21 protein-coding genes are annotated in these 26,275 nt (G+C 31.1%); 15 read left to right on the top strand and 6 right to left on the bottom strand.

Features of this window, described 5'->3' with window-relative positions; translation table 11 throughout:
- Window positions 1-31: 31 nt before the first annotated feature.
- The 10 genes from AX016_RS09510 to thrC all read left to right on the top strand — a co-directional run bounded on the left by AX016_RS09510 (window position 32) and on the right by thrC (window position 12,687).
- Window positions 32-2,236: a RelA/SpoT family protein gene (locus AX016_RS09510; RefSeq protein ID WP_100895376.1), complete on the top strand. Its 2,205-nt coding sequence runs from the start codon at window positions 32-34 to the stop codon at window positions 2,234-2,236.
- Window positions 2,237-2,278: 42 nt separating this feature from the next.
- The gene (locus AX016_RS09505) at window positions 2,279-2,728 is read left to right on the top strand and encodes a Fur family transcriptional regulator (RefSeq protein WP_013619861.1); all 450 of its coding nucleotides are present in this window, start codon (window positions 2,279-2,281) and stop codon (window positions 2,726-2,728) included.
- Window positions 2,729-2,741: 13 nt separating this feature from the next.
- Window positions 2,742-4,013, top strand: coding sequence for an adenylosuccinate synthase (locus tag AX016_RS09500; protein WP_100895375.1), 1,272 nt, complete (start codon window positions 2,742-2,744; stop codon window positions 4,011-4,013).
- 136 nt (window positions 4,014-4,149) lie between these two features.
- Window positions 4,150-5,877 (top strand): OstA-like protein, encoded by a 1,728-nt coding sequence (locus tag AX016_RS09495; RefSeq protein ID WP_100895374.1) that lies wholly within the window; start codon window positions 4,150-4,152, stop codon window positions 5,875-5,877.
- A 7-nt stretch (window positions 5,878-5,884) separates the two neighbouring features.
- Window positions 5,885-7,066 (top strand): aspartate aminotransferase family protein, encoded by a 1,182-nt coding sequence (locus tag AX016_RS09490; RefSeq protein ID WP_100895373.1) that lies wholly within the window; start codon window positions 5,885-5,887, stop codon window positions 7,064-7,066.
- A gap of 101 nt (window positions 7,067-7,167) precedes the next feature.
- Window positions 7,168-8,568 carry a tetratricopeptide repeat protein gene (locus tag AX016_RS09485; protein WP_100895372.1) on the top strand — a complete coding sequence of 467 codons (1,401 nt, stop codon included), beginning with the start codon at window positions 7,168-7,170 and terminating at the stop codon, window positions 8,566-8,568.
- A gap of 30 nt (window positions 8,569-8,598) precedes the next feature.
- Window positions 8,599-9,612, top strand: coding sequence for a DUF368 domain-containing protein (locus tag AX016_RS09480; RefSeq protein ID WP_100895371.1), 1,014 nt, complete (start codon window positions 8,599-8,601; stop codon window positions 9,610-9,612).
- A gap of 3 nt (window positions 9,613-9,615) precedes the next feature.
- A complete protein-coding gene (locus tag AX016_RS09475) occupies window positions 9,616-10,635 on the top strand; it encodes a DUF368 domain-containing protein (protein ID WP_100895370.1) in 1,020 nt (339 codons plus the stop codon).
- Entirely contained in the window at window positions 10,607-11,359 is a 753-nt protein-coding gene (locus AX016_RS09470; protein ID WP_100895369.1) for a shikimate dehydrogenase family protein, read from the top strand. Before AX016_RS09475 ends, AX016_RS09470 begins: the two co-directional genes overlap by 29 nt.
- Window positions 11,360-11,388: 29 nt before the next feature.
- Window positions 11,389-12,687, top strand: a complete 1,299-nt coding sequence (gene thrC / locus AX016_RS09465) for a threonine synthase (protein ID WP_100895368.1) — start codon at window positions 11,389-11,391, stop codon at window positions 12,685-12,687.
- Here the strand turns inward: thrC and AX016_RS09460 are convergent.
- Window positions 12,684-13,334 (bottom strand): SDR family oxidoreductase, encoded by a 651-nt coding sequence (locus tag AX016_RS09460; protein WP_100895367.1) that lies wholly within the window; start codon window positions 13,332-13,334, stop codon window positions 12,684-12,686. The two genes, thrC and AX016_RS09460, sit on opposite strands and share 4 nt — an antisense overlap.
- Before the next feature lie 238 nt (window positions 13,335-13,572).
- On the opposite strand from AX016_RS09460, the gene gcvT reads away from it, so the two are divergent.
- The 4 genes from gcvT to AX016_RS09440 are packed head-to-tail and all read left to right on the top strand — an operon-like array spanning window position 13,573 to window position 16,773.
- A complete protein-coding gene (gene gcvT, locus AX016_RS09455) occupies window positions 13,573-14,658 on the top strand; it encodes a glycine cleavage system aminomethyltransferase GcvT (protein ID WP_100895366.1) in 1,086 nt (361 codons plus the stop codon).
- Between the two features lie 6 nt (window positions 14,659-14,664).
- Entirely contained in the window at window positions 14,665-15,579 is a 915-nt protein-coding gene (locus AX016_RS09450) for a glutaminase (RefSeq protein ID WP_100895365.1), read from the top strand.
- Window positions 15,580-15,594: 15 nt separating this feature from the next.
- On the top strand, window positions 15,595-16,428 hold the full coding sequence (locus tag AX016_RS09445) for a sugar nucleotide-binding protein (RefSeq protein ID WP_100895364.1): 834 nt from the start codon (window positions 15,595-15,597) through the stop codon (window positions 16,426-16,428).
- 57 nt (window positions 16,429-16,485) lie between these two features.
- Complete coding sequence (locus tag AX016_RS09440; protein WP_100895363.1) at window positions 16,486-16,773, top strand: 4a-hydroxytetrahydrobiopterin dehydratase; 288 nt, start codon at window positions 16,486-16,488, stop codon at window positions 16,771-16,773.
- A gap of 43 nt (window positions 16,774-16,816) precedes the next feature.
- On the opposite strand, the gene AX016_RS09435 is transcribed toward AX016_RS09440, so the two are convergent.
- Window positions 16,817-17,767 carry a bile acid:sodium symporter gene (locus AX016_RS09435; protein WP_100895362.1) on the bottom strand — a complete coding sequence of 317 codons (951 nt, stop codon included), beginning with the start codon at window positions 17,765-17,767 and terminating at the stop codon, window positions 16,817-16,819.
- A 156-nt stretch (window positions 17,768-17,923) separates the two neighbouring features.
- On the opposite strand from AX016_RS09435, the gene AX016_RS09430 reads away from it, so the two are divergent.
- The gene (locus tag AX016_RS09430) at window positions 17,924-18,688 is read left to right on the top strand and encodes an exodeoxyribonuclease III (RefSeq protein ID WP_100895361.1); all 765 of its coding nucleotides are present in this window, start codon (window positions 17,924-17,926) and stop codon (window positions 18,686-18,688) included.
- Window positions 18,689-18,761: 73 nt separating this feature from the next.
- Here AX016_RS09430 and AX016_RS09425 read toward each other — a convergent pair whose 3' ends face one another.
- The 4 genes from AX016_RS09425 to AX016_RS09410 are packed head-to-tail and all read right to left on the bottom strand — an operon-like array spanning window position 18,762 to window position 26,205.
- Entirely contained in the window at window positions 18,762-20,141 is a 1,380-nt protein-coding gene (locus AX016_RS09425; RefSeq protein WP_100895360.1) for a TlpA family protein disulfide reductase, read from the bottom strand.
- A 14-nt stretch (window positions 20,142-20,155) separates the two neighbouring features.
- Window positions 20,156-21,238: a TlpA family protein disulfide reductase gene (locus AX016_RS09420; RefSeq protein WP_100895359.1), complete on the bottom strand. Its 1,083-nt coding sequence runs from the start codon at window positions 21,236-21,238 to the stop codon at window positions 20,156-20,158.
- 38 nt (window positions 21,239-21,276) lie between these two features.
- Window positions 21,277-22,683, bottom strand: coding sequence for a RagB/SusD family nutrient uptake outer membrane protein (locus AX016_RS09415; RefSeq protein WP_100895358.1), 1,407 nt, complete (start codon window positions 22,681-22,683; stop codon window positions 21,277-21,279).
- 12 nt (window positions 22,684-22,695) lie between these two features.
- A complete protein-coding gene (locus AX016_RS09410) occupies window positions 22,696-26,205 on the bottom strand; it encodes a SusC/RagA family TonB-linked outer membrane protein (RefSeq protein WP_100895357.1) in 3,510 nt (1,169 codons plus the stop codon).
- Window positions 26,206-26,275 lie beyond the last annotated feature (70 nt).

Raw genomic sequence — 26,275 nt, 5'->3', positions numbered from 1 at the left:
ATTACCAAACTTTAATGTAATTTTAGTTTATATGACGGAAGCGGAAATAGAAAAAGAAAATAAAGAAATTACACGCCAGTATAAAGAATTACTGCGCGTTAGTTACTTAACACTTTCTGATGATGATAAAAAGCTTATTAGATCTGCGTTTGAGATTGCTGTGGATGCACACAAGGACCAACGTAGAAAATCTGGCGAAGCCTATATTTTTCATCCAATAGCTGTTGCTAGAATTGTAGCTTCAGAAATTGGTTTAGATGCTGTTTCTATAGCCTCTGCCCTATTGCATGATGTTGTAGAGGATACCGAGTATACACTTGCAGATATAGAGCGTATGTTTGGAGAAACGGTTGCTAAAATTGTAGATGGTTTAACAAAAATTGCTCACCTTAAAAAAGATATGAACGTATCTCAACAGGCAGAGAATTTTAGAAAAATGCTACTAACCTTAAATGATGACGTTAGGGTTATTATTATAAAAATTGCAGACCGTTACCACAATATGCTTACTATGGATTCTATGCCAGAGTACAAGCAATTAAAAATAGCTTCTGAAACTTTATATATTTATGCGCCACTTGCTCATAGAATTGGACTTTACAATATTAAAACTGAATTAGAAGATTTAAGTTTAAAGTATACAGAACCTGAAGTTTATAATGACATTCAGGATAAAATTGAAGAAACAAAAGAAGAGCAACAAGAATATATTGACTCTTTTTCACATACTATAGAAGACTCCTTAGATAAAGAAGGTTTAAATTATACCATTAAAGGCCGAATGAAGTCTATTTTTTCTATTCGTAGAAAAATGAAAGTTCAGAATGTACCTTTTGATGAAATTTATGACAAGTTTGCTATTCGTATTATTTATAAGTCTGACAAAGCAAACGAAAAGTTTTTAGCTTGGAAAATTTACTCTGTAGTTACAGATAACTTTACACCAAACCCAGTGCGTTTAAGAGATTGGATTTCTTCTCCCAAATCTACTGGCTATGAAGCTTTGCATATTACTGTTATGGGACCAGATGCCAAATGGGTAGAGGTACAAATACGTAGTGAGCGTATGCATGAAATTGCAGAAAAAGGATATGCTGCTCACTTTAAATACAAACACGGAGAACAAAAAGAACAAGGCATTGAAGTTTGGCTAAACAGACTACAAGAGGCTTTAGAAAATGCAAATACTAATGCTGTAGATTTTGTTGAAGAATTTAAGCTAAACCTATATTCTAAAGAGATATTTGTTTTTACACCACAAGGAGATTTAAAATCGTTGCCAAAAGGTGCTACGTCTTTAGATTTTGCCTTTCATATACACTCAGAAATTGGTTTAAAAACCAGAGGGACTAAAGTAAATGGTAAGCTTGTGCCTTTAAATACTATTTTACATAGTGGTGACCAGGTAGAGGTAATAACATCAGACAAATCTAAACCCAATCAAAGTTGGCTAGATTATGCAACTACAGCACGTGCCAGATCTAAAATTAAATCATCTTTAAGAGAAGAGAAAAAAGAAATTGCTGAAGAAGGTAAAGAAATTTTACGTCGTAAATTAAAATCGCAAAAAATTGCTTTTAATGAGGATACTATTAATAAAATGGTAGCCCACTTTAAGTTAAAAACAAGTTTAGATTTATTTTACAGAATAGCTACTGGCTCTATAGACAACAACAAAATAAAAGATTTTGCATCGTCATATAGTAATGCTTTTATCAGTTTTTTTAAAAATAGAATTAGAAGAAATCCTACTCCAGAGAATATAGATAAGGAAGAGATTACAGCAAAATATGATCAGCTTGTTTTTGGTAAAGAAGAAGAAAAACTAAAATACAAACTATCACAATGTTGTAACCCAATACCTGGTGATGATGTATTTGGCTTTATTAGTGTAAACGAAGGTATTAAAGTACACTCTAAAAACTGTCCAAATGCCATATCTTTGCAGTCTAACTATGCCTACAGAATTATACAGGCCAAATGGATAGATTCTTCTCAGCAAGAATTTACTGCCAATATAAAACTTACAGGAATAGACAACATTGGTTTAATTAGTGACTTAACTTCAATTATTTCTCAACAAATGCACGTTAACATGAAGAGTGTTAACTTTAGTACAGATGGCGGTACTTTCTCGGGAAAAATTACGGTTGTAGTTAAAAATAATTCCATCTTAATTAAACTTATTAACAATTTAAAGAAAATTAACGGTATAGATAAAGTAGTTAGACTTTAAAATTTACACTACATTTGCAAACCGAAAAGCTGTAGAAATACTATGGGTAGTAACAAAAATCAAGACATTGTAAAAAATGTCTTCACGACTTTTTTAGAAGAAAACGGACACAGAAAAACTCCCGAACGCTACGCTATACTCCAAGAAATTTACGAAAGTGAAGATCATTTTGATATAGAATCTCTTTATATCAAAATGAAAAACAAAAACTATAGAGTAAGTAGAGCAACCTTGTACAACACTATTGAACTTTTATTAGATTGCAAATTGGTACGTAAGCACCAGTTTGGAAAAAATCAGGCTCAGTATGAGAAATCGTATTTTGATAGACAACATGATCATGTTATACTAACAGATACGGGAGAGGTAATGGAATTTTGTGACCCTAGAATACAGTCAATTAAAAAAACAATAGAAGATGTGTTTGATATTAAAATAACAAACCACTCACTATATTTCTACGGAACAAAAAACAAAAAAGAAAACAACTAACCAATTACAAGTAATGGCAGTAGATTTACTACTAGGACTCCAATGGGGAGACGAAGGAAAAGGAAAAATTGTTGATGTATTAACTAAAGATTACGACATTATTGCGCGTTTTCAAGGTGGTCCAAATGCTGGACATACTTTAGAATTTGACGGTATTAAACACGTACTTAGAACTATTCCATCAGGAATTTTCCACAAAAAAGCAATGAACGTTATTGGTAACGGTGTTGTTATAGACCCAGTTGTTTTTGTAAAAGAATTAGAAGGTTTAGACCAGTTTGATATTGACTATAAGGCTAAACTTATTATTTCTAGAAAAGCACATTTAATTTTACCAACGCACCGTTTACTAGATGCAGCTTCTGAAGCATCTAAAGGAAAAGCAAAAATTGGTTCTACATTAAAAGGTATTGGTCCAACTTATATGGATAAAACTGGTAGAAATGGTATGCGTGTTGGAGACTTAGAATTAGAATCTTGGAAAGAAAAATATCGTCATTTAGCAGACAAGCATGAAACTATGATTAGTTTCTATAATGTAGATATACAATATGACTTAGATGAAATGGAAGTTGAGTTTTTTGATGCTGTAGAGCGTTTAAAAGAATTAACTTTTATAGATAGTGAAGAGTATTTAAACCAAGCTATTAAAGATGGAAAAACTATATTAGCAGAAGGTGCACAAGGTTCTTTATTAGATATAGATTTTGGTACATACCCATTTGTAACATCATCTAACACAACAGCAGCAGGTGCTTGTACTGGCTTAGGAATTGCTCCTAATAAAGTAAAAGAAGTATATGGTATTTTTAAAGCATATACCACACGTGTAGGTTCTGGCCCATTCCCAACAGAATTGTTTGATGAAGTTGGTGCTAATATGGCTAAAGTTGGTCATGAGTTTGGTGCTGTAACAGGTAGACCTCGCCGTTGTGGTTGGTTAGACCTTGTTGCGTTAAAATATGCTTGCCAAGTTAATGGTGTTACACAATTAAATATGATGAAAGGCGATGTACTTTCTGGTTTTGACAGCCTACAAGTATGTACTGCTTACGAGTATAAAGGTGAAACCATATCTCATTTACCATACAACATAGAGCCAGAAAATGTAAACCCTATTTACACAGAGTTCCCTTGTTGGAAAGAGGATTTAACTAAAATGACAGATCCTTCTCAGTTCCCTAAAGAACTAAACGAGTATATAGATTTTCTAGAAAAAGAATTAGAAATTCCTATTAAAATTGTTTCTGTTGGTCCAGATAGAAAACAGACAATTAATAGATAAACATACTAAGCCACATTTTTAAAATGTGGCTTTTTTTTTGCTCTTCTTTAGGCACATAGCTTCATATTCATAAATCTATGCCAATCTGTTATCAGAACAATCAAAAAAAACCTATTTTTGACCAAAATTTTAAGAATTGCTTAAATATAAATTAGTTATTGGTTTAATCTTATTTGTTTTTGGTGTTAACGCACAAGATAAACCCGTAGAAAAAAAACAAATAAACATAGTGCATGGTGCTAACTTTACCAAGAATGAAGTTAAGTACCCAGGCGCATCTATATTTAGTAGAGATAGCCAAAGACAGGTAGAGTTTGAGCATCAAGGTGCTACACTTTGGTGTGATGTTGCTGTTTTTTATCCTAAAAAAAATAAGCTTATTGCTATAGATAATGTTCGTATGCAACAGGGAGACTCTATACAAATGGATAGTGGCAAACTAGAATATTTTGGTGACATTAAATTAGCAAAAGCATCTAAAAATGTAGTTTTACAAAGTCCAGATGCCACACTTACTACAGATACTTTATATTTTGACAGAGAAAAACAAGAGTCTTACTACAGACATTTTGGTAAAATTGTAGATACTGCTAACGTTATAAAAAGTAGAATTGGCAGGTTTTTTATGGAAACCAACAAATACCAATTACAAGACAGTGTTACAGTAGAAAATCCTAAATACCACGTTTTGTCTGAGCAAATGGATTATTACACAGATTCTGAGCACGTATATATGTATGGTCCTTCTACAATTACAGGTAAAGACTATGTTATGTATTGTGAGCGTGGTTATTATGACTCTAGAGTAGAAACTGGTTATGGCATAAAAAATACACGCATAGACTATAGTAATAAAATTATTGAAGGCGATAGCGTTTACTTTAATAAACGCAAAAAATTTGCCTCTGCTACCAATAACATAGTGGTTACAGACACAGTTAATGATGGTGTTATTAGAGCTCATTATGCAGAAGTTTACAAAGAAAAAGATTCCATATTTGCCACAAAAAGAGCAGTTGCTATTAATGTAATGGAGAAAGACTCTTTGTATATGCACGGAGATACATTAATGATTACTGGCAAACCAGACAATAGAGTTATACGTGCTTTTAGAGATGCTAAATTTTTTAAAACTGATATAAGTGGTAAATGTGATTCTATTCACTTTGATCAAAAAACTGGTATAACACAACTTATTACCAATCCTATTATTTGGAATATTGACAACCAAATGACAGGGGACAGCATACATTTAATTAGCGATTTAGAGACTGATAAATTAGACTCCTTAAAAGTGATAAATAATGCATTTATAATATCACTAGATACTATAAGCAAAACGAGGTATAACCAAGCAAAAGGTAAAAATTTATTTGGCAAGTTTATAAATAACGAGCTAAATATGATAGACCTTGTACAAAACGTAGAGGTTATCTACTATTCCTATAACGATCAAAATGAATTTATAGGTATAGATGAATCTCTTTGTGGCAAAGTAAGTATGCTTATGCAAGAGAATGCTATAGATGTTATTACCTACTTTATAAACCCTAGTGGCCAAACTTTTCCAGAAGGTCAAGAACCAGAAAGAGGTGTAAAATTAAAAGGTTTTGTTTGGTATGGTGATCAGCGCATTTACACTAAGGACGATATTTTTGGCGAAGATGATAACAACCTTGTTCTGCCAGTTATAAGGGGAATTACAAACCCAATAGATATAGATGCAGAAGAACAAGAGCGTCATAAAAACCAAGGAGATCCAATAAATAACCCGCCCAATACCAAGGCAACAAGAAAAAAAGGAGTACCTAAACCTACACTATCTAAGCCAGTACCAAGTACAAAACTAAAGCAACAAAAATAAATTACAGGTGAAAAAGGACTTTTTACACTACCAAGCACAAACTAGTCCGCATCCTTTAACTTTACAAGTTTCTAGAGCTAGCGGCAGTTATATTTATGATCAAGACAACAATGCACATTTAGATTTTGTAGCGGGTGTTTCTGCTTGCACTTTAGGTCATTGTCACCCAAAAGTAGTAACCGCAATAACTAAGCAAGCATCAGAATACATGCACGTAATGGTATATGGCGAATATGTGCAAGAGCCTGCGGTAGCTTACACTAAACTTTTAGCGTCACTATTACCTTCTAATCTAGAAACCACATATTTGGTTAACTCTGGCACAGAAGCCATTGAGGGCGCCTTAAAATTAGCTAAAAGAGCCACAGGAAGACACAAAATAGTTGCCGCATGCAATTCTTATCACGGTAATACTATGGGTAGTATGAGTGTTTCTGGAGCAGAATCTCAAAAAAGTGCATTTAGACCCTTAGTTCCTGGCACAACTTTTATCACTTTTAATTCTGAAAAAGATTTAGCAAAAATTACAACAGAAACAGCCGCTGTAATTTTAGAAACCATACAAGGTGGTGCTGGTTTTATAGTACCAAAAAACACCTATTTGCAAAAAGTAAAAGCTAGGTGTACAGAGGTTGGCGCTTTATTAATTTTAGATGAAATACAACCCGGATTTGGTAGAACAGGTAAATTATTTGCTTTTGAGCATTACAATTGTACTCCAGATATTTTAGTAATTGGTAAAGGTATGGCTTCTGGTATGCCTGTAGGTGCTTTTGTTGCGTCTAACAAACTAATGAAAAACCTGCAAACACAGCCTAAACTAGGCCATATAACTACTTTTGGCGGTAATCCTGTTATTGCAGCTGCCAGTTTAGCTACATTGCAAGAATTAACTACAAGTAACATAATTAATGATACTTTAGAAAAAGAAAAATTATTTAAAAAGCTATTAAAACACGAGTATATAAAAGAGATTCGTGGTAAAGGTTTAATGTTAGCTGTTATGTTAGCAAATGCAGATATAACTAATCATGTTGTAATGCACTGTGCTAAAAACAGACTAATATTATTTTGGTTATTGTTTGAGCCAAAGGCGGTACGTATTTCCCCTCCTTTAACCATTTCTAACCAAGAAATTACCTTAGGATGTAAGCTAATTATAGAAGCTTTAAATTCCTACAAAAAGTAATTTGTTAACTACTTTGTTAATAATATAGACTACTACAGTCTAAAAAAAGTAACCTAAAACCTTACTTTTATTTTAATCTTATCAAGCAAGAAAGAATTTATATGGCATTTGAAGCTGAAGAAAGACCAGACAGACCGATAGCAAAATTTGAGTCAATGCTAAAGACAGATGACGTCTACTTCTTTGACGCGGAAGATTTTGAAGACATTATTCACCATTACTTAAATAATGGTAAAATGGCATTGGCAAAAAAAGCCATTAAAATTGGACTAACCCAACACCCAAGTACAATAGAGTTAAAACTTTTAGAAGTAGAGGTTCACGTTTTTGAAAACAACCTTGAACTTGCTGAAAGTATGTTAGATAGTTTACAAACTATAGACAGCAATAACGAAGAAATATACATACAAAGAGCAAATATATTTTCTAAAAAAGATAATCATAATATGGCTATTGAACTTTTAGAAAAAGCATTGTCTTTATCTGAGGATTCTATAGATATACACTCTTTACTTGGTATGGAGCACCTTTTTATGGATAATTTTGAAGAGGCTAAAAAGCACTTTATACAATGTGTTTTGTTTGATGAGCATGATTATGCATCGCTTTACAATATTATTTACTGTTTTGACTTTTTAGAAGATTTTGATGGTGCTATTGTATTTTTAAATGAATACCTAGAGAAAAATCCGTATTGCGAAGTTGCTTGGCATCAATTAGGAAAACAATACATAGAAAAAGGAATGTTTAAAGAAGCTATTTCTGCTTTTGACTTTGCTATTATTTCTGATGATAGTTTTGTTGGTGCTTACTTTGAAAAAGGTAAAATATTAGAAAAATTAAAACGTTACAACGAGGCTATAGAAAATTATGAAATTACTATAGAAATTGAAGACCCTTCTGCTTTTGCTTACTTACGTATAGGAAAATGTCATGAGAAAATAGGTAACACAGAATTAGCCAAACTAAATTACTATAAAACAGTACATGAAGACCCTTTATTAGATAAAGGATGGCTTGCAATTACTAACTTTTATATTAAACAAGAAAATTACATTAAGGCTAAAGAATACATTACCAAAGCTATTAATATAGAAGAAGAAAACTTGTTCTACTGGGAGAAAAATGCATTAATTAATGAAGCACTTGGCTTAGTTGAAGATGCAGAACAATGCTATCAAAAAATGGTAGACCTGGGAGATTGTGAGTTAACAACGTGGTTAAAATGGAGCAGTCTAGCAATAAAAAAAGGAGATCCACATTCCGCTATTCAAATTCTTCAACAAGCTTTAGAATTCTACCCTAATAATGCAAGCATTTTATTTAAAATAGCTGGCTCGCATATGATACTAGATCAAACCATTAAAACAAAAGAGTATCTGGTTAAAGCATTAGGAGTTAACGCTAAAAAAGCTAGTGTATTTATGTCAGATTTTCCTCAGTTTAAAAATAATGATTGGATTAACAACATTATTCTAGAATTTAGCAACTCTTCCAAATAAATCTATATTTTTACGTTTTTTATTATAATTATGAAAGAACGTAACTTACTACAGTATTTAATTATTACTCTTAAAGGTTTAGCTATGGGAGCAGCAGACGCTGTACCTGGAGTTTCTGGGGGTACAATTGCTTTTATTTCTGGAATTTATGAAGAGTTAATTGATAGTATTAGCAATATTAATTTATCATTATTTAAAACTCTAAAAAACGATGGATTAAAAGCATTTTGGAAACAAGCTAATGGTAACTTTATATTGGCTTTATTAACCGGAATAATAATTAGCTTTATTTCGTTTATGCGTTTGGCTAAATACTTAATAGAATACCATCCTGTTTTAATATGGTCGTTCTTTTTTGGTTTAATTGTAGTGAGCATTTACTTTGTTGGTAAGCAAATTACAAAATGGAATGCACTAACTATAGTTGCATTAATAATTGGTGCTGGTTTAGCCTACTATATTACAAGTTTACCTGCATTGGCAGCTAATTCTAATCCTTATTATTTACTATTTGCTGGGGCTGTTGCAATTTGTGCAATGATTTTACCTGGTATATCCGGCTCTTTTATATTGGTAATAATGGGCGCCTATAAAACACTAAGTGATGCGTTTCATGATTTTGATTTAAAAAAAATAGCTTTGTTTGCAACAGGGGCTTTAATAGGATTATTGAGTTTTAGTAGAATTTTAAAATGGTTATTTAAAAACTACCACAACACTACTCTAGCTCTTTTAACTGGTTTTATTTTAGGTTCTTTAAACAAAGTTTGGCCTTGGAAAAAAACAATAACCGTAATGATAGATGAAACAGGAGAAATTGTTCCTTTTGCATCAATATCTGACCTTGGCACACTAGCTGTTCATCAAAAAAATATAAATAATTTTGAATCGCTAAAAACAGTAACAGAACAAAGTATTATACCAATAAAATACTCAGAATTAAACCATTATATAGATCCACAAACAATGGTTGCTATTGCGTTAATGGTTACTGGTTTTTTAACTATTTTTATACTAGAAAAAGTAGCTTCAAAAAACAACTAAACAATGGAACATACTAGAACATTTATAGACAAGTTTCTCCTTGTTGTTAAAGGGCTATGTATGGGTGCTGCAAATAAAGTACCAGGTGTTTCTGGTGGCATTGTTGCCTTTGTTGGTGGTTTTTACGAAGAGTTTATATACTCTCTACAAAAGTTTAATTTTAAAGCTTTAAAATTACTTTTAAACGGCAGATTAAAAAGTTTTTACAAATATATTAATGGTACGTTTATTACGCTGCTAATTTTTGGTATGCTTGTAAGTTACTTTAGTGTGTCTAAAATTTTAGATTACTTTTTAGAACATAATGAACTTAATGTTTGGGCTTGGTTTTTTGGCCTAATAATTGGCTCTATATATTACATTGCTAAAGACTTTGACTATTGGAATAAGAAAACCATTTTTGCTGCTATAATTGGGTTAATCATAGGTGTATCTATCAGTTTTTTAAATCCTGCTAAAGAAAATGACAATCTGTTTTTTATTTTTTTCTGTGGTATTATTAGTGTTTCTGGTATGACGCTTCCTGGCTTATCTGGTTCTTTTATACTAATATTACTAGGCAACTACGTATTGCTTTTAGTAGATTCTGTAAATGCTTTGTATGATACTTTTGCTGAAATATTTAAAGGTGATTTTAGTTTTACAAAAAATACAGAACGCTTAAATACATTAACAATACTTGGTGTTTTTACTGCTGGGTCTGCGGTAGGCTTGGTAAGTTTGTCTCATATTATAAGTTACGTATTAAAACACTTTAAACACATAACTACAGCTGTAATTTTGGGCTTTATAACAGGATCTTTAGGCGTTGTTTGGCCTTGGAAAAAAACGGTTTATAAAGTAGATGCTCTTGGGAATATTTTAATAGACTCTAACGGAAACGAAATTATTAAGAATTATTCTCGCTATTTTCCCGATTTTGTGATTTCTGAAACTTGGTGGGCTGTTTTTTTTGTAGTTATAGGAATAAGTATTTTATTAGGCCTAGATTGGTATGGAAAAAACAGAAAAAAAACAGCATAAATATGGTTTAATAGGAAAAGATATTGAGTATTCTTTTTCTAGAAATTACTTTACACACAAGTTTAAAGATCTTGGATTAACAGACTGTGAGTATGTAAATTTTGATTACCAGAATATTGATGAGTTTAAAACTACACTAGAAAACAACTCTAATATTAAAGGTTGTAACGTTACTATACCTTACAAAGAAAGTGTTATTCCGTTTTTAACTAGTTTAGATGCTAAAGCAAAAGCTATTGGTGCCGTAAATACTATAAAGTTTACAGCAAATGGCCTGGTGGGTTACAATACAGATGCGTACGGATTTAAAAAATCCATAGAACCTCATCTTAAAAAACACCATACTAAAGCATTAATTTTAGGTACAGGTGGTGCATCTAAAGCAGTAAAATATGTTTTAGAAGAATTGGGAATAACCTGTACTTATGTTTCTAGAAAAGCTAAAGAAAATCAATTTACGTATACAGATTTAGACAAAAATATAATTAAAATAAATACAGTAATTATAAACTGTACGCCTTTAGGCACACACCCAAATATTACAGACAAAGCGGCTTTACCTTATGAGTATTTAGGAAAAGAACATTTATTGTTCGATTTAATTTACAATCCTAATAAAACCGCCTTTTTAAAAGCTGGGGAAACACAAGGCGCAACTATAAGTAACGGGCAACATATGCTAGAATACCAAGCCGAAGAATCTTGGAGAATCTGGAACAGTTAGCACACATAATAAATTAGAATACCTTAAAAATGAATTATTACTCGTTAAACAAAAAAACTCCTAATACTACATTTAAAAATGCAGTAGTTAAAGGTTTGGCTCCAGATAAAGGACTATATTTTCCGGAAAGTATTACACCTTTACCTACAGATTTCTTTAAAAATATAGATAACTTATCTTATACAGAAATTGCTTTTACTGCCATTAAACAATTTGTTTCACCAGAAATTCCTGAAGATATTCTTAAAACTATTGTAGAGGAAACATTATCTTTTGATTTTCCAGTGGTTCAGTTAGATAAAAATATATCTACACTAGAACTTTTTCACGGGCCAACAATGGCTTTTAAAGATGTTGGCGCACGCTTTATGGCGCGCTGCCTTGGTTATTTTAATAAAGATAATACTAATGAGGTTACTGTATTGGTAGCTACATCTGGAGATACTGGTGGTGCTGTGGCAAATGGCTTTTTAAGTGTAAAAGGTGTAAATGTTGTTATCCTTTACCCTAGCGGAAAAGTAAGTGATATACAAGAAAAACAGCTTACTACCTTAGGTGAAAATATTTCTGCTTTAGAAATAGATGGTGTTTTTGACGATTGTCAAGATATGGTAAAACGTGCATTTTTAGATGAAGAGTTAACCAGCAAAATGCAATTAACTTCTGCTAATTCTATTAATGTAGCGCGTTGGTTACCTCAACTTTTCTACTTTATGTTTGCTTATAAGCAGTTACATAAAACTCATAAAAAAATAGTTTTTTCTGTACCAAGTGGCAATTTTGGTAATATATGTGCTGGTATGGTTGCACAAAAATTAGGCTTACCTATTTACCATTTTATAGCATCTAACAACCAGAATAACGTAGTAACCAACTATTTAAAAACCGAAGATTATAATCCTAAACCATCTGTGCAAACTATAAGTAATGCAATGGATGTTGGCAACCCAAGTAATTTTATACGTATACAGGAGTTACATAAAAATGATTTTTCAGCCTTAAAAGAAAATTTATCGTCTTTTAGCTTTACTGATGAAGAAACTAAAAATGCATTAGCAAGTATTTACAAAGAGCACAACTATGTGGCAGACCCACACGGAGCTGTTGGCTATTTAGGTTGCAAGGCGTATTTAAATAATAATGATGATACACATTGTGTATTTTTAGAAACAGCGCACCCAACTAAATTTTTAGATGTGGTTGAAGAAGTAATTAAAGAAAAACAGCCATTGCCACCGCAAATACAGTCAGTAATGCATAAAACAAAAGTAGCCACCAAAATTGGCAGCTACAATGAGTTAAAATCTTATTTACTAAAAAATAATTAAGCCTTAATAGTAGAGAATTTATCTAATGCTTTACCAATTAAAGTGTCACCTTTAATAATTTCAAAGGTAGCTTTGTTGGCAACATCATCATTTAGTGTTCTCACCAATGTTTGTGCAACATCGTTTCTACTAATTTCACCACTTTTATTTAACTTTTCTTGGAGCTCTATTTCATTATGGGGCTTCTCGTTAGTTAAAGATCCAGGACGTACAATACTATAATTTAATCCGCTTGTTTTTAAATATTCATCTGCATTGTGCTTTGCTTTTAAATACTCTTGCAATTGCTCTGCTTCTTCAGGCTTATCTGCTCCCATAGAACTTAACATTACAAACTTTTTAATGTTATTTTTTTTAGATGCATCAATTAATCGCTTTGCTCCTTCTTGGTCTACCTCTATTACTTTTTTTCCACCAGACCCTGCAGCAAACAAAACTTTGTCTACACTTTCTACTTCGTTAAATACCTTATTAATATCGCCCTCTAAATCTCCAAGAACTGTATCTATTTGTTTTGCTTTAAAATATTCTTTTTGCTCTTCTTTTCTAACCATTGCTATAGGGTTAAAATATTGAGATTCTTTTAAAAGGTTCACTATTTGTTTTCCTGTGGTACCATTGGCACCGGCTACTAATATGTTTTCCATACCCTTAGTATAACTTTCAATAGTGCCAATTCCTAGCGTTTTAACTTGTTTAACGTTAGTTTAATATAAATTAACAAAGTAGTTAAGGGTATAGTTTACTAAAGAATTACTCTTAAAAGTTACAGTTACATCAACCTAAAAACAACTTATTTTAATGCTACAGCAGATTTATAAAACAAACAATTTTCGATACCTTTGACAAAAAACTAACAATAGTCTAATTATATAAATTGTTTTAATGAAAAATACTGCATTATCATCTACTCACGAAGCTCTTGGCGCTAAAATGGTTCCTTTTGCTGGTTATAATATGCCTGTTTCTTATGCTGGTGTAAATATAGAACACGAAACTGTACGCAAAGGTGTAGGTGTTTTTGATGTATCTCATATGGGTGAGTTTCTAATTGAAGGTCCAAATGCTTTAGATTTAATACAAAAAGTTACTTCTAACGACGCTTCTAAATTAGTTATAGGAAAAGCACAGTATAGCTGCTTACCTAATGAAACTGGTGGTATTGTTGATGATCTTATTGTTTACAAACTTAAAGATGAGCAATATTTACTAGTTGTTAATGCTTCTAATATAGATAAAGATTGGAATCATATTTCTAAATACAATGAAACTATAAATGCTGAAATGCGTAATATATCTGAAGGATATTCGCTTTTAGCTATACAAGGTCCTAAAGCTATTGAAGCTATGCAGTCTGTAACATCTGTAGATTTAGCTGCTATTAAATTTTATACTTTTGAGGTTGCCGATTTTGCTGGCATAGATAATGTAATTATATCTGCTACTGGTTATACTGGTTCTGGAGGATTTGAAATTTACTGCAAAAATGAAGATGTTAAACAAATTTGGGATAACGTTTTTAAAGCAGGTGCAGATTTTGGTATTGCTCCTATTGGATTAGCTGCTAGAGATACCTTACGTTTAGAAATGGGTTATTGTTTATATGGCAATGATATTAATGACACCACTTCTCCTTTTGAAGCTGGTCTTGGTTGGATTACCAAATTCACAAAAGACTTTGTAAATAGTGAAGCATTAGCTGAGCAAAAAGCAAATGGTCCTACACGTAAATTAATTGCTTTTGAACTTACTGAAAGAGGTATTCCTAGACACGATTATGATATTGTAGATGCCAATGGTACTAAAATAGGCATTGTAACTTCTGGTACTATGTCTCCTTCTTTAAACAAAGGTATTGGCTTGGGCTATGTACCAACAGAGGTAGCTACAGCTGGTTCTGAAATTTATATACAGATTAGAAAAAAAGCAGTTGCTGCAACTGTAGTAAAGTTACCTTTTTACAAGGCATAATTTTTTATGACAGATTTTCAAGGCATTATCAACAACATTCATGACCACCTTAGTAAAGAGGAGGTTAAGGGTGTTGTTGCTAGTTATATACCAGAACTATCTAAACAAAGTGTAAACAGCCTTGGTATTTTTTTACAACATTTAAACGGCGATTCTTTTGCGGCTGGTGATGCAGATATTCCGTTTTCAATACAAAGTATTTCTAAAGTTTTAGCGTTGTCTAAAGCAATAGCCTTTGAAGATAACCGTATTTGGCAACGCGTAGACGTAGAGCCATCTGGTAACCCATTTAATCATTTATCTCTTTTAGAACTAGAAAACGGCATTCCTAGAAATCCGTTAATAAATTCTGGTGCTTTAGTTGTTGCAGATATTTTAGTTACACATTTAAAAAACCCGAAAGAAGATTTTTTAAACTACGTAAGAACTATTGCCAATGACCAAACTATTAATTACAATAAAGATGTTGCTGCGTCAGAAAAAAGAACAGGCTACAAAAACTTTGCAGCAGCTAACCTATTAAAATCTTTTAGCAATCTTAAAAATAATGTAGAGGATGTTTTAGATTTTTATTTTCATCAATGCTCTATAGATATGACTTGCGCACAATTAGCCAAAGCATTTTATTTGTTTGCAAATGGTGGTAAATGCGTAAATAATGTACAACAAATACCTGTTAGCCAAGCAAAACGTATAAATGCCATTATGCTAACTTGTGGCTTTTATGATGAGGCAGGTGAATTTGCTTTTAGAGTAGGCTTACCAGGCAAAAGTGGTGTTGGCGGAGGTATTGTTGCTTTTTTACCCAATAATTTTATTATTTCTACTTGGGCCCCAGGTCTTAATCCTAAAGGAAATTCTTTGTTAGGAATGCAAGCATTAGAACAATTTACGACTCAGACTAAGCTCTCTATTTTTTAAGACGATAACTGAGTAATGAAAGAAAAAAAATCTAAAAATAGAATATTAATTCTAGGTGCAAGTGGTTTTATAGGTAATGCTATATATAAGGAGCTATATGCCTTTTATGATACTTATGGTACTTATTGCTTTAACGAAAAAGAATTTAAAGATAACGGTCAGTTTTTTTATTATAATGTTGAAGAAACAGATATATACGAATTATTAGAAATTGTAAAGCCAGATTATATTATATCTGCCATTCGTGGTAATTTTGCAGCACAAGTATTGGCTCATCAACATATGGTAGAATATGTTGCCACACACAAGACCAAGCTCTTATTTTTATCTTCTGCTAACGTTTTTGATGCTTATAGCAAATACCCATCATACGAGTTAGACAAAACTTTATCTTTAAGTATTTATGGGCGCTTAAAAATTAAGATTGAAAATATGCTACTTAGGCTACCTAAAAGCAAAGCCATAATTATACGTTTACCAATGGTTTTTGGTAACAACACTCCCAGAATTAAAGAGATTAGAACTCTACTACAAAATAAAGAACCAATAGAGGTTTTTCCTAATTTGGTTTTTAATGTTACGCATATAAACAAGCTTACCCAGCAATTGCATTACATTATTAATCATAAAAAAACTGGAATTTTTCATTTAGGAAGTAAAGATTTAGTACATCATGAAGATTTTATAAAAGAAATAATCTCTAAAATTGGATTGTATAATCCTGTGTATAAAAGGGTATTTACATCTAATGAAGACAGGTATTTAGCTGTACTACCAAAGAGTAACAAATTACCAAAACATTTACGTACAACATACCAAGATACTATAGACCATCATCTTTTTTCTTAATAATAGATATAACGTTGCTACTTCTTGTAACTTTGTAAAACACTAAATTTAATACTGATGCAAAAATATACAACAGAAGAAATAACGAGTAAATTAAACAATTTAGATGGTTGGGATTATAACGATGGTGCTTTAGAAACTACTTTTGAATTTAAAAATTTTAAAGAAACCTTTTGCGTAATGACCCGTATTGCTTTTGAATGCGAATTACAAGGTCATCACCCAGATTGGACCAATGTATACAACACATTAACCATACGTTTAAATACGCACGATGCAGATGGCATTACAGAAAAAGACTTTGTACTAGCCAAAACTATTGAAGAAATAATAGATAGCGAGTAGCTTATAATATGAATAGAACCTAGCCATAATGCGCTAGGTTTTTTTATACTTTTCTTTTAGCTAATTTACTAGCAATTACACTTATTATTAAAATTTGAGTTGCGTGAAAAAGCATAATAGGTAACAACACAATTCCTATAACTGCCATATTACCAAATATAATTTTAGAAAAAACCGTACCGTGTACTAAAGACTTTTTTGTACCGCAAAATTGTGCTGTTATCTGATCTTCTGTATTAAAATTTAGCTTTTTAGCTATAAAACCTGTACTAAAATAAGTAATAGTAAAAAGTACAAGTACACCAATTAAAAGCAAAACTAAATCTAAAACAGAAACAGCACTAAAAATATTGTTTTTAAAAGATGATGCAAAACTCTTATATATTATTAATAAGATAATAAACTTATCAAACAAGGTAATTTTACTACTGTGTTTTTGCGCAAATGTTCCAAAGTAACGCTGCAATAATAAACCAATTACTACAGGTACTATTATTTGCACAATTAGCTTGGTATAAATATCTATAAAACTAAAACTTGCTTGTTCATTAGTAACAAATAACCCCATCCATAAGGGTGTAACTAAAATACCTATTAAGCCAGAAATACTTGCATTAAAAATGGCTGCAGGCATATTTCCTTTGGCAATAGATACCATAACTACAGAGGAAGAAACTGTAGATGGCAAGGCTGCCAAGAAAAAGAAGGCCAACCAAATAGTTTCTTGTTCTTGACTTTGTAAAAATGGTTTAACCAATAAAACCAACAGCGGAAATAATAAAAAAGTAGATGCTTGTATTACTATATGTAGTTTCCAGTTTTTTAATCCGGCTTTTAACTTAGCTGGACTTAATTTTAACCCGTAGAAAAAGAAAATTAAGGATATACCAACACTGCTAATTGTATTTATAATTTCCTTTGATCCCCATTGTGGAAAAAAGTACGAGAAAATAATAACACCAATTATAAACAATACAAATTTGTCAACTTTCATAATCAATTTTTCTAAAATACAATATTAAGCACTTGTTGCTTCACTTTTAAAATAATATCACTTAAAATACGCTTATTTTTAAGGTTAAATCAATTCAATTTTTTAATTTCAACCTAGAAATATAATATTCTATTTTAATCCCTAAAGTATAAACTAATGCATATAGTATCTTGGAATGTAAATGGTGTACGTGCTGTTGTAAAAAAAGAGTTTTTTGAATCTGTAAAATCTATGAAACCAGATATTATTTGTTTACAAGAAACTAAAGCACAAGACAATGAGGTTGCCAAGGCACTTTCTCCATTAGAAAACTTTAATTTAGCGTCTAATTCTGCTGATAAAAAGGGGTATTCTGGTACTGCAACATTAAGTAGTATTGAACCCACAAGCGTTAAAGCAGATATCGGCATAGAAGAACACGATACAGAAGGCAGAGTACTCTGCACGGAGTATGAAAATTTTTACCTAGTTAATGTATATGTACCTAATTCAGGACAAAAATTAGACAGGCTAGACTATAGAAAACAATGGGATAAAGACTTTTTAAACTATTTAAAGGAGTTAGAAAAGAAAAAACCTGTTATTGCCTGTGGCGATTTTAACGTAGCACATACAGCTATAGATTTAAAGAACGATAAAAGCAACTACAACAAAACGGCTGGCTACACCCAAACTGAGATTGATGGTATGGATAATTTTATTGCTGATGGGTTTGTAGATTCTTTTAGACTATTACACCCAGATGAAGTTGCATATACATTTTGGAGTTATCGTTTTAAGTCTAGAGAACGAAATACGGGTTGGCGTATAGATTATTTTTTAGTGAGTAAATCTATTAAAGATAAAATAAAAGAAGTAACTATTTTTAGTGATATAATGGGATCTGACCACTGCCCTATTGGTTTAAAAATAGACTTTTAATAAAGATTTTTTTTATAAAAAACGCCTGAAGAATTTATTTTCTTCAGGCGTTTTAATTTTTAAAAAAATGTAGCTAAACTCCTAGTTCTTCTAATAAATCTATTAATTTTTTATCTGAAGGTCTTGGTGCATTGCTTTTCACAATTTTTCCTTCTGGATCTATTAAAATAAACTTAGGTATAGCTTTTATAATATAATCTTTTGCGAAATCTGAATCAAAAGAATTGTCTGCATACAACTGTACACCTCCCATTTTTTTATCTGTAACCATTTGTTTCCACTTATCGTGGTCCTTATCTGCGTCTACAGAAATACTTACAAACTCTATATTTTTACCGTGGTATTGTTTTTCTACTTCTTGTAAATAAGGAACCTCATATAAACAAGGTCCACACCAAGTAGCCCAAACATCTATATACACATATTTACCTTTAAAATCTTCTAAAGAGGTTGTTCCTCCTTTATGGTTCTCGTAGTTGGTAAATTTAGGAGATATTTTTCCTGGCACAGTTAATTGTAAATTATTATACAAATCTGTAATTACTTTTTTATCCTCTTTATTAGTAGAGAATTTCATAAAGTTATTATAATATGTGGTTCTGTCCTTTACATAGGTTATAGAGCCAGAAGCAACATCTATTAAAAGAGAATTTCTTATAAAATCGTTTTTATTAGTTCCTAAAGCATTTAAGTAAGTAATATTATAATCTTCTCCTTTTTCACTCGCTTTTTTTGCTATATTTTGATAATGTCCTCTAACCAGATTTTGATATGTTTGTGAATATTTATAATCCTCCTCTAGTTCATAAGACAAACTTTCTGTTTCTTTTAAAAAACTATCAGATACTGTATAAAGAGAATCTTTTGCAAAGTACCTGTGCATTCTTTGATGCTTTAAAAGCATATCTATGTAATAATAGTTTAAATCTCTTTTTTCTAACTCTATAAAGTTTTTATTAAATTCTGGATTTTCATCTAGCTTTTTAATTAAACTTTTTTTGTAGGATGCTACTTTGTTTTTATAAGCATCTTCACCTAAAGCATAAAATTTTTGTCCTGCTTCGCCGTAAAACTGTTCTTTTTCTTTAGATTTTAAGATTAAAAAATTAGTCTCAGGCGCACTAATACCAGTAACAGTTAAACTATTTTTAAAATTAGTTGCATTCGCATTAATATTAATATTGTGACCTTCTTTTATGTAAACCGGAAAAAAATATTTACCTGCCTGAATATCATAAGCACCAGTATCTAACATTAATGTGTCTGTAAAAGAACCATCTTTATTTAATGTTATTTCCTTAACTGGTTTATAATTTTTTTTAACTTTTAAACTAGGCACAGATGCATTTTCTATTTTACCAGAAACTATAACATAATCTATAGTTTCTGGCTTAGTATTTTTGCAAGACGCTATTAAAAACGAAGCACAAAGTATATATATTATTTCTTTCATTTTTAACTATTAGATTATTTTTTAAAACCATATTTTGCAAGCTCTTCCCAGAGTTTTTCTTCATGAAAGTTACCTCTAGAAACAATAATACCTTCTGGATCTATTATAACAATGTGAGGAATTGCCGTTATGTTAAAACTATTAGATACTTCTTTGGTGTCTAGTAATTGTATCCAAGGCATTTTTTCTTGCTCTACAGCTTTTTCCCAATCTTTTCTTACAGCATCTGTAGATATACTAACAATCTCTAAATTTTTATTTTTAAATGACTTATGTATTTCTTTTAGATTAGGAATTCCTTGACGACAAGGACCACACCAAGACGCCCAAAAATCTATTAAAACATACTTACCTTTATAATCAGATATTTTAAAATTGCCTTCTTTCTCTGCATAAGGAATTGTAAACAAAGGAACTTTTTGACCAACTGCAGTAGTTAATTCTGACTTAAGTCTTTTATCTAAAGATGTTAAGTAATAAGAATCTTTAACTGCTGGGGAGAAACCATTAAGTATTTGTTGTAGTGTTACTGCTTTTGCTGCCCAAAACTCCTTATTAATTATTGCTGGCAAAACATAACTATTAGGGTACTTGTCTATAGCTGTTAATAAAGATTGGGCATAGTCTGCCATAAAAATAGAATCATTAGTTGCTAAATTTCTCTTATATTTTAAGTTAGACATTCTTTGGTATCCCAATTCTTCACTAATACTTAAAAACTCTTTTTGGTACTCATTTTCATCAATTATAAATTCTCCATTTTCTAGTTTAATATTTATAGCTATGGGACCCGTAAATACTTCTAACCTATAATTTTTATTGGCCAATTGTATATTTACATTACGTAGTACTTTAGAGCCATCTAACTTTAGTATGGTTTTAGAAGAGTTTATATCTTTAGTTATTGTTAACCTCTCTGCCTCTTCTCTAGAAGATAGACTTTGATATGGGTAAATTACTACTTTACCTTCTTTTACTTCTCCTGTTTGTATTGTAATAATACATTCTTGTGTTTTACTAACTTTTTCTTTTGACTGACAGCTAACTACACTGCATAGAAATACAGATAGCATAAGTGCTATAAATTTTATTTTCATCTTAAATGTGTGTTTTTTTTAAAACATAAGAGATTAAATTAATCTCTTATGTTTTCACCTATTTCTGGTGTAGCGTTAATATATTTTCTTGCAATTGGTAAAGCCCAGTTGTTACCATTGGCCTGTAAGCTGTATGTTTGTCCGTTTAAGTTTCTAGACAATGAAATATTTGCATTATCAAACTCATTGTAACGTTTAAGATCAAACAAGCGTAAGCTAGCGCCCGCTAACTCCATTCTTCTTTCATTCTTAACTATATTTAAAACCTCTGTTTTATCTGTACTTACTAAAGGTGTGTACGTTCCTGTTTTAAATCTATTTTCTCTAATTAAGTTTATATCTGCTAAAGCCAAGTCTAAATTATTTAGGCGTGTATTGCACTCTGCTCTAATTAATAACACTTCTGGTACTGTAAAACCAGAACCTCTATAGTTTGTAAAAAATGATGCACCTAGTACATAGCCATCTTCAGGGATACCAAAAAAGAAAGAAATTGGAGAAAACATTGTTTTACGTAAATCATCATCTTGATACATAGAAAACAATTCATCGCTAGCAATTAATAAATCATATTGATTAGGAGATCCTTTTACCCATAATAATTGTTTGTCATTTTGTGGTTGATCTAGATATAAAACATCAAAATAAAAACCATAATCATTATAATTATTTATGGCATTGTATATTGCGTATGAACTATTTGCTGCTTTTAAAGCTTTATCATACTCTGCCATATACAAATAAACTCTTGCTAAAAACGCATAAGCACTAGATTTAGATGGCCTGTGTTTGTGGTTATTAGATTCTGGCAGGTCTGGCAAATAAGGTAAAGAACTCTCTACATCTTCTATTATTAAGTTGTAGACTTCTTGTACTGACTTTCTAGATAAATCTGTCCCTTCTAGATTAGAGTCTAAACGCATTGGTACTCCTGGGTTAGAAGCTGCATTTTCATTATAATGCAAACCATACATATTTACCAAAGCAAAATAACTAAATGCTCTTTGTATTTTTGCTTCTGCCAAAATTTCTAATTTTTCTAACTCAGACCCATTTTCTGCAGACATTATTTCATCTATAACAATGTTTGCTGGGTATATTTGCCCATACAATGTTGCCCAATCGCCATCTTCTTCATTAGGTAAATATAAATCGTTATCCCAAGTATATTCTCTTATTGCTTGTGGAGAAAATTGATTTAATATATTGTCATTAATTGTAAAATCATCAGACATAAGATCTGTGTTGGCATACGTAACTCCAAAACCAGGAGAAATTTTAGGAAACCCTTCTCCGTTGCGGTCTACTTGATCTAAAAGCAATCTATAATCTGATACATTTGTAGGTATTACTTGCCCTTTAGGCTTAATATCTAACCATTCTTCTTTATTACAAGCTGAAATTAATACTAATACAAGTATTAATACTGAATATTTTAGTTTCATATATACTGTATTTTAAAAATTAAATGAAAAGTTTAGAGTAAAAGTAGGTGTGGTAGGTAAGACAAAACTTTCTGGATCTTCATTCCATTTATTAAAGTTTATTAAACCAATATTTGTTGCTTGTAAACTAACCTTAAAAGCATCTATCCCTGTATTTTTTAATACCTTTTTATCAAAATTATAACCAAGAATTATTTCTTTAAATCTAATGTGTGATGCAGAATCTACAAATTGATCTCCAGAAGCGTAATAAGAGTAACCTAACTTATAAGCATCAGAACGAAGCAATGGTAACCTAGGTATACTTGTAGTGTTTTCGTCTCCAGGGTTTTGCCATCTATTTTCAAAATCTGAATGAATATTAGCTGTTATATAAGATGACGCATTTGTATAATCTAGAATATTAGTGTTTCTAAATACGTGTCCTAACTTATAGGTAACTAATGTTCTTACATAAAAGTTTTTGTAACTAATATTGTTTACCCATGAACCATAATATTTAGGTGTTGTTGTACCGCTGTATACTAAAGCATCTGTATTTTCTATAGCAGCTTCTTCTAAGGTCCCAGCAACATTTACTTTACCATCTACATTTACTAATTCTCCGTTTTCGTTTAATGTTAACGGATCTCCGTTTGCGTCTAAACCTGCAGATTTATAACTATAAATATATCTTAAAGGATTACCAACTAAAGGTTGCCCTCTTAAATATGTTGTTACTGTTTCCTCTGGAACATCTACTTTTGTAACTGTATTTTTGTTATGACTAAAGCGTAGTGTTGTATTATATTTAAGATCTGTTTTTTGAGCAACATTAATGTTCAAATTAACATCTACACCTTCGTTTTCCATTTCACCAACATTAATTGTGGCATTATTAAACCCATAAACAGACGGAAAAGAAACTGGAGATAATAAATCTGTACTTTTTTTATGATAATAATCTACATTACCACTTATGGTATTATTAAACAAACCAAAATCTATTCCTAAATTAGTTACATAAACTTTTTCTAAACGCAACTCAGGATTTTTAACATTTCTAATGTAAGCAAACTCTACATCTGTCACATAGTTTCTAGAGTTTCCTGCAATTAAATAAGGACCTGTATTACGGTCTACATTACCATTAACACCGTATGTACCTCTTAAAGAAAGGGTATTAAATACCTTTCCTTTAAAAAAACCTTCATTATTAATATCCCATTTACCACCTATAGAGTATAGAGGTATGTTTCTATAATCTTTACTTGCTCCAAACAAATTGGTATCATCTAATCTAATACTACCAGTTAATGTATACTTGTTTAAATAAGTATACGCACCGTTTGCATAGTAAGACACATATCTATTTTCTTCATATGCTACAGATGATGGGTTTAATAAAGCCCTAGTAGGGTTTACTCCACTGCTTGTAACAGGCACCCTTTCTCCAAATGCTATAGATGCAGAAGTTAATGCTTGTGGATCAAAACCATATAATGTATTATTATTAAATGTATTTTTAACCTGCCTTAGTTCATACCCTGCTAATGCTGTTACTCTATGCTTATTATCATTAAAAGACTCGTTATAATTTAATTGTATTCTTCCTTGTCTTGTTTTATTTGTTGCGTTGTTAAAACGGTAAATACTTCCTTTATTTACATGGTTAATAAATTCACCATTTTCTACTCTTGTATATGTATTTACAAGGTCTCTAACATAATATGTATTTTCATTAAAAAGAGAATTTCCTTCTGAATTGTTCCACTCATATTGGTAAGATCCTCTAACAGATAAATTATCTAGTATTTTATAATCTACAGCAGTTTGTATACGTATAGAGGTACCTTCTATAGAATTATCTTTATTATTAAATTCCTGCATTAAATTATGATCCCAATTATATGGGTAACCACTTGCTACTTTTTCATCTTTAAAATCTTGTCCTAATCCATATGGTTGCGCTACTTGGTTGCCATTAGCATCTAAAATATTTTGGTATTGAAAAAGATTACTATAATCTCCGCTTGACATACCGTTTGATTCTCTTTTACTAGAAGTAAAATTAAAATCATTAGAAATTGTTAGCTTAGGAGTTACGTTAAAAATGCCTCTTAAATTTGCAATTAGTTGGTCTGAGTCATTATTCTTAAAAAAATTATTATTTTCATTTTTATTGTATGATATAGAACTTCTATACACACTATTTTTTCCTCCTCCACTAATTGCAAAATTATACTGAGACCAATAAGAATCGTTCATAAACAAGTTCTGAAACTCTTTACGACTATCTAACCCTCTTAAACTATTAATAATAGCATCTGCTTCTGCCTGGGAAATTAATCCTTCATTTAATTTTAAATATGTTTCTATACCAGCTCCTAATGCAGGCTGATTATTACCCTCTGGTAACAAACTCCACTCATTATCTGCTCTATGCTTTTCAAACTCTAAAAAACTATTGGTAGAAGCATATTTTAAATCCTCTAAATTATTTTTGGGCGTTATAGAGTAGTTTGTTGAAAACTCTATTACTGGTTTTCTACTTCTATTTCCTTTTTTAGTAGTAATTACAATAACACCATTTGCTGCTCTAATACCCCAAATAGATGCTGCTGCGGCATCTTTTAGCACTGTAATATCTTTTACATCATTAGGGTTAATAGATTCTATACCCTGAGATATAGGAAAACCGTCTACAACAATTAATGGTGTAGGTGCAACTTCTAAGGAACCTATACCTCTAATTACTGGGCCATCTACATCATCAAATAAAAGGCCAGACAATTCTCCTTCTATTTTATTTAAAATACTTTGCGACACTTTAGTATCTAGCACTTTAGAATCTACCTTGTCAAAAGAACCTGTAGCTCGTTCTTTTGATATTTTTTGGTAACCGGTACTTAAAACTACTTCGTCTAACTGTGTCGCATTTCTTTTCATTACAATATTTAAAGTAGTTTCTGCGCCTACTATTTTTTCTACTGTATCAAAGCCTATATATGAGTACACTAAAGTATTACCTTTACTTACATTTATACTGTAATTACCATCAAAATCTGTAACAACACCATCTCTAGTTCCTCTTAGTAAAACTGTAACGCCTAACAATGGTACACCGTTTACATCTGTAATTTTACCTGTAATTTTTTGCTGACTTAAAGCTGGTTTAGAACTAATTATAATAGTGTTGTTTTTGGTCAACGAAAAATGGTACCCTTTCAATTCAAAAAAGTTACTTAATAACTCATTGGTTCTTATACTTCCTTTTTTTACCACTATTGAAGGAAAGTCTTTAAATAAATCCTCGTGGTAAAGAAATGTATAGTCGGTTTGGTTTCTAATAATAGTAAATGCCTCGTCTACAGATATTACTTTGTCTTTTTCTATAAACACCTTGGCGTTCTGAGAAAATACTTCATTAGAAGTAAAACTAAATACGGTTGTACAAAATAGAAACAGAAATATTCTCATAATAAACTTCAAGACACCTGCTCTCTTTCGAAAGTAAATGGGGTTAATAATTTTTATTTTCATAAATTTGAGTGTTAGTTGGTTAAACCATTTGGTTAATTAATTAATAATTTTTTAAGGGACAGGGTCTTAA

Source organism: Cellulophaga sp. RHA19 (assembly GCF_002813425.1).
GTDB lineage: Bacteria > Bacteroidota > Bacteroidia > Flavobacteriales > Flavobacteriaceae > Cellulophaga.
Note: the sequence above shows the minus strand (reverse complement) of the source record. Positions and strands in the feature narration are given on the sequence as shown.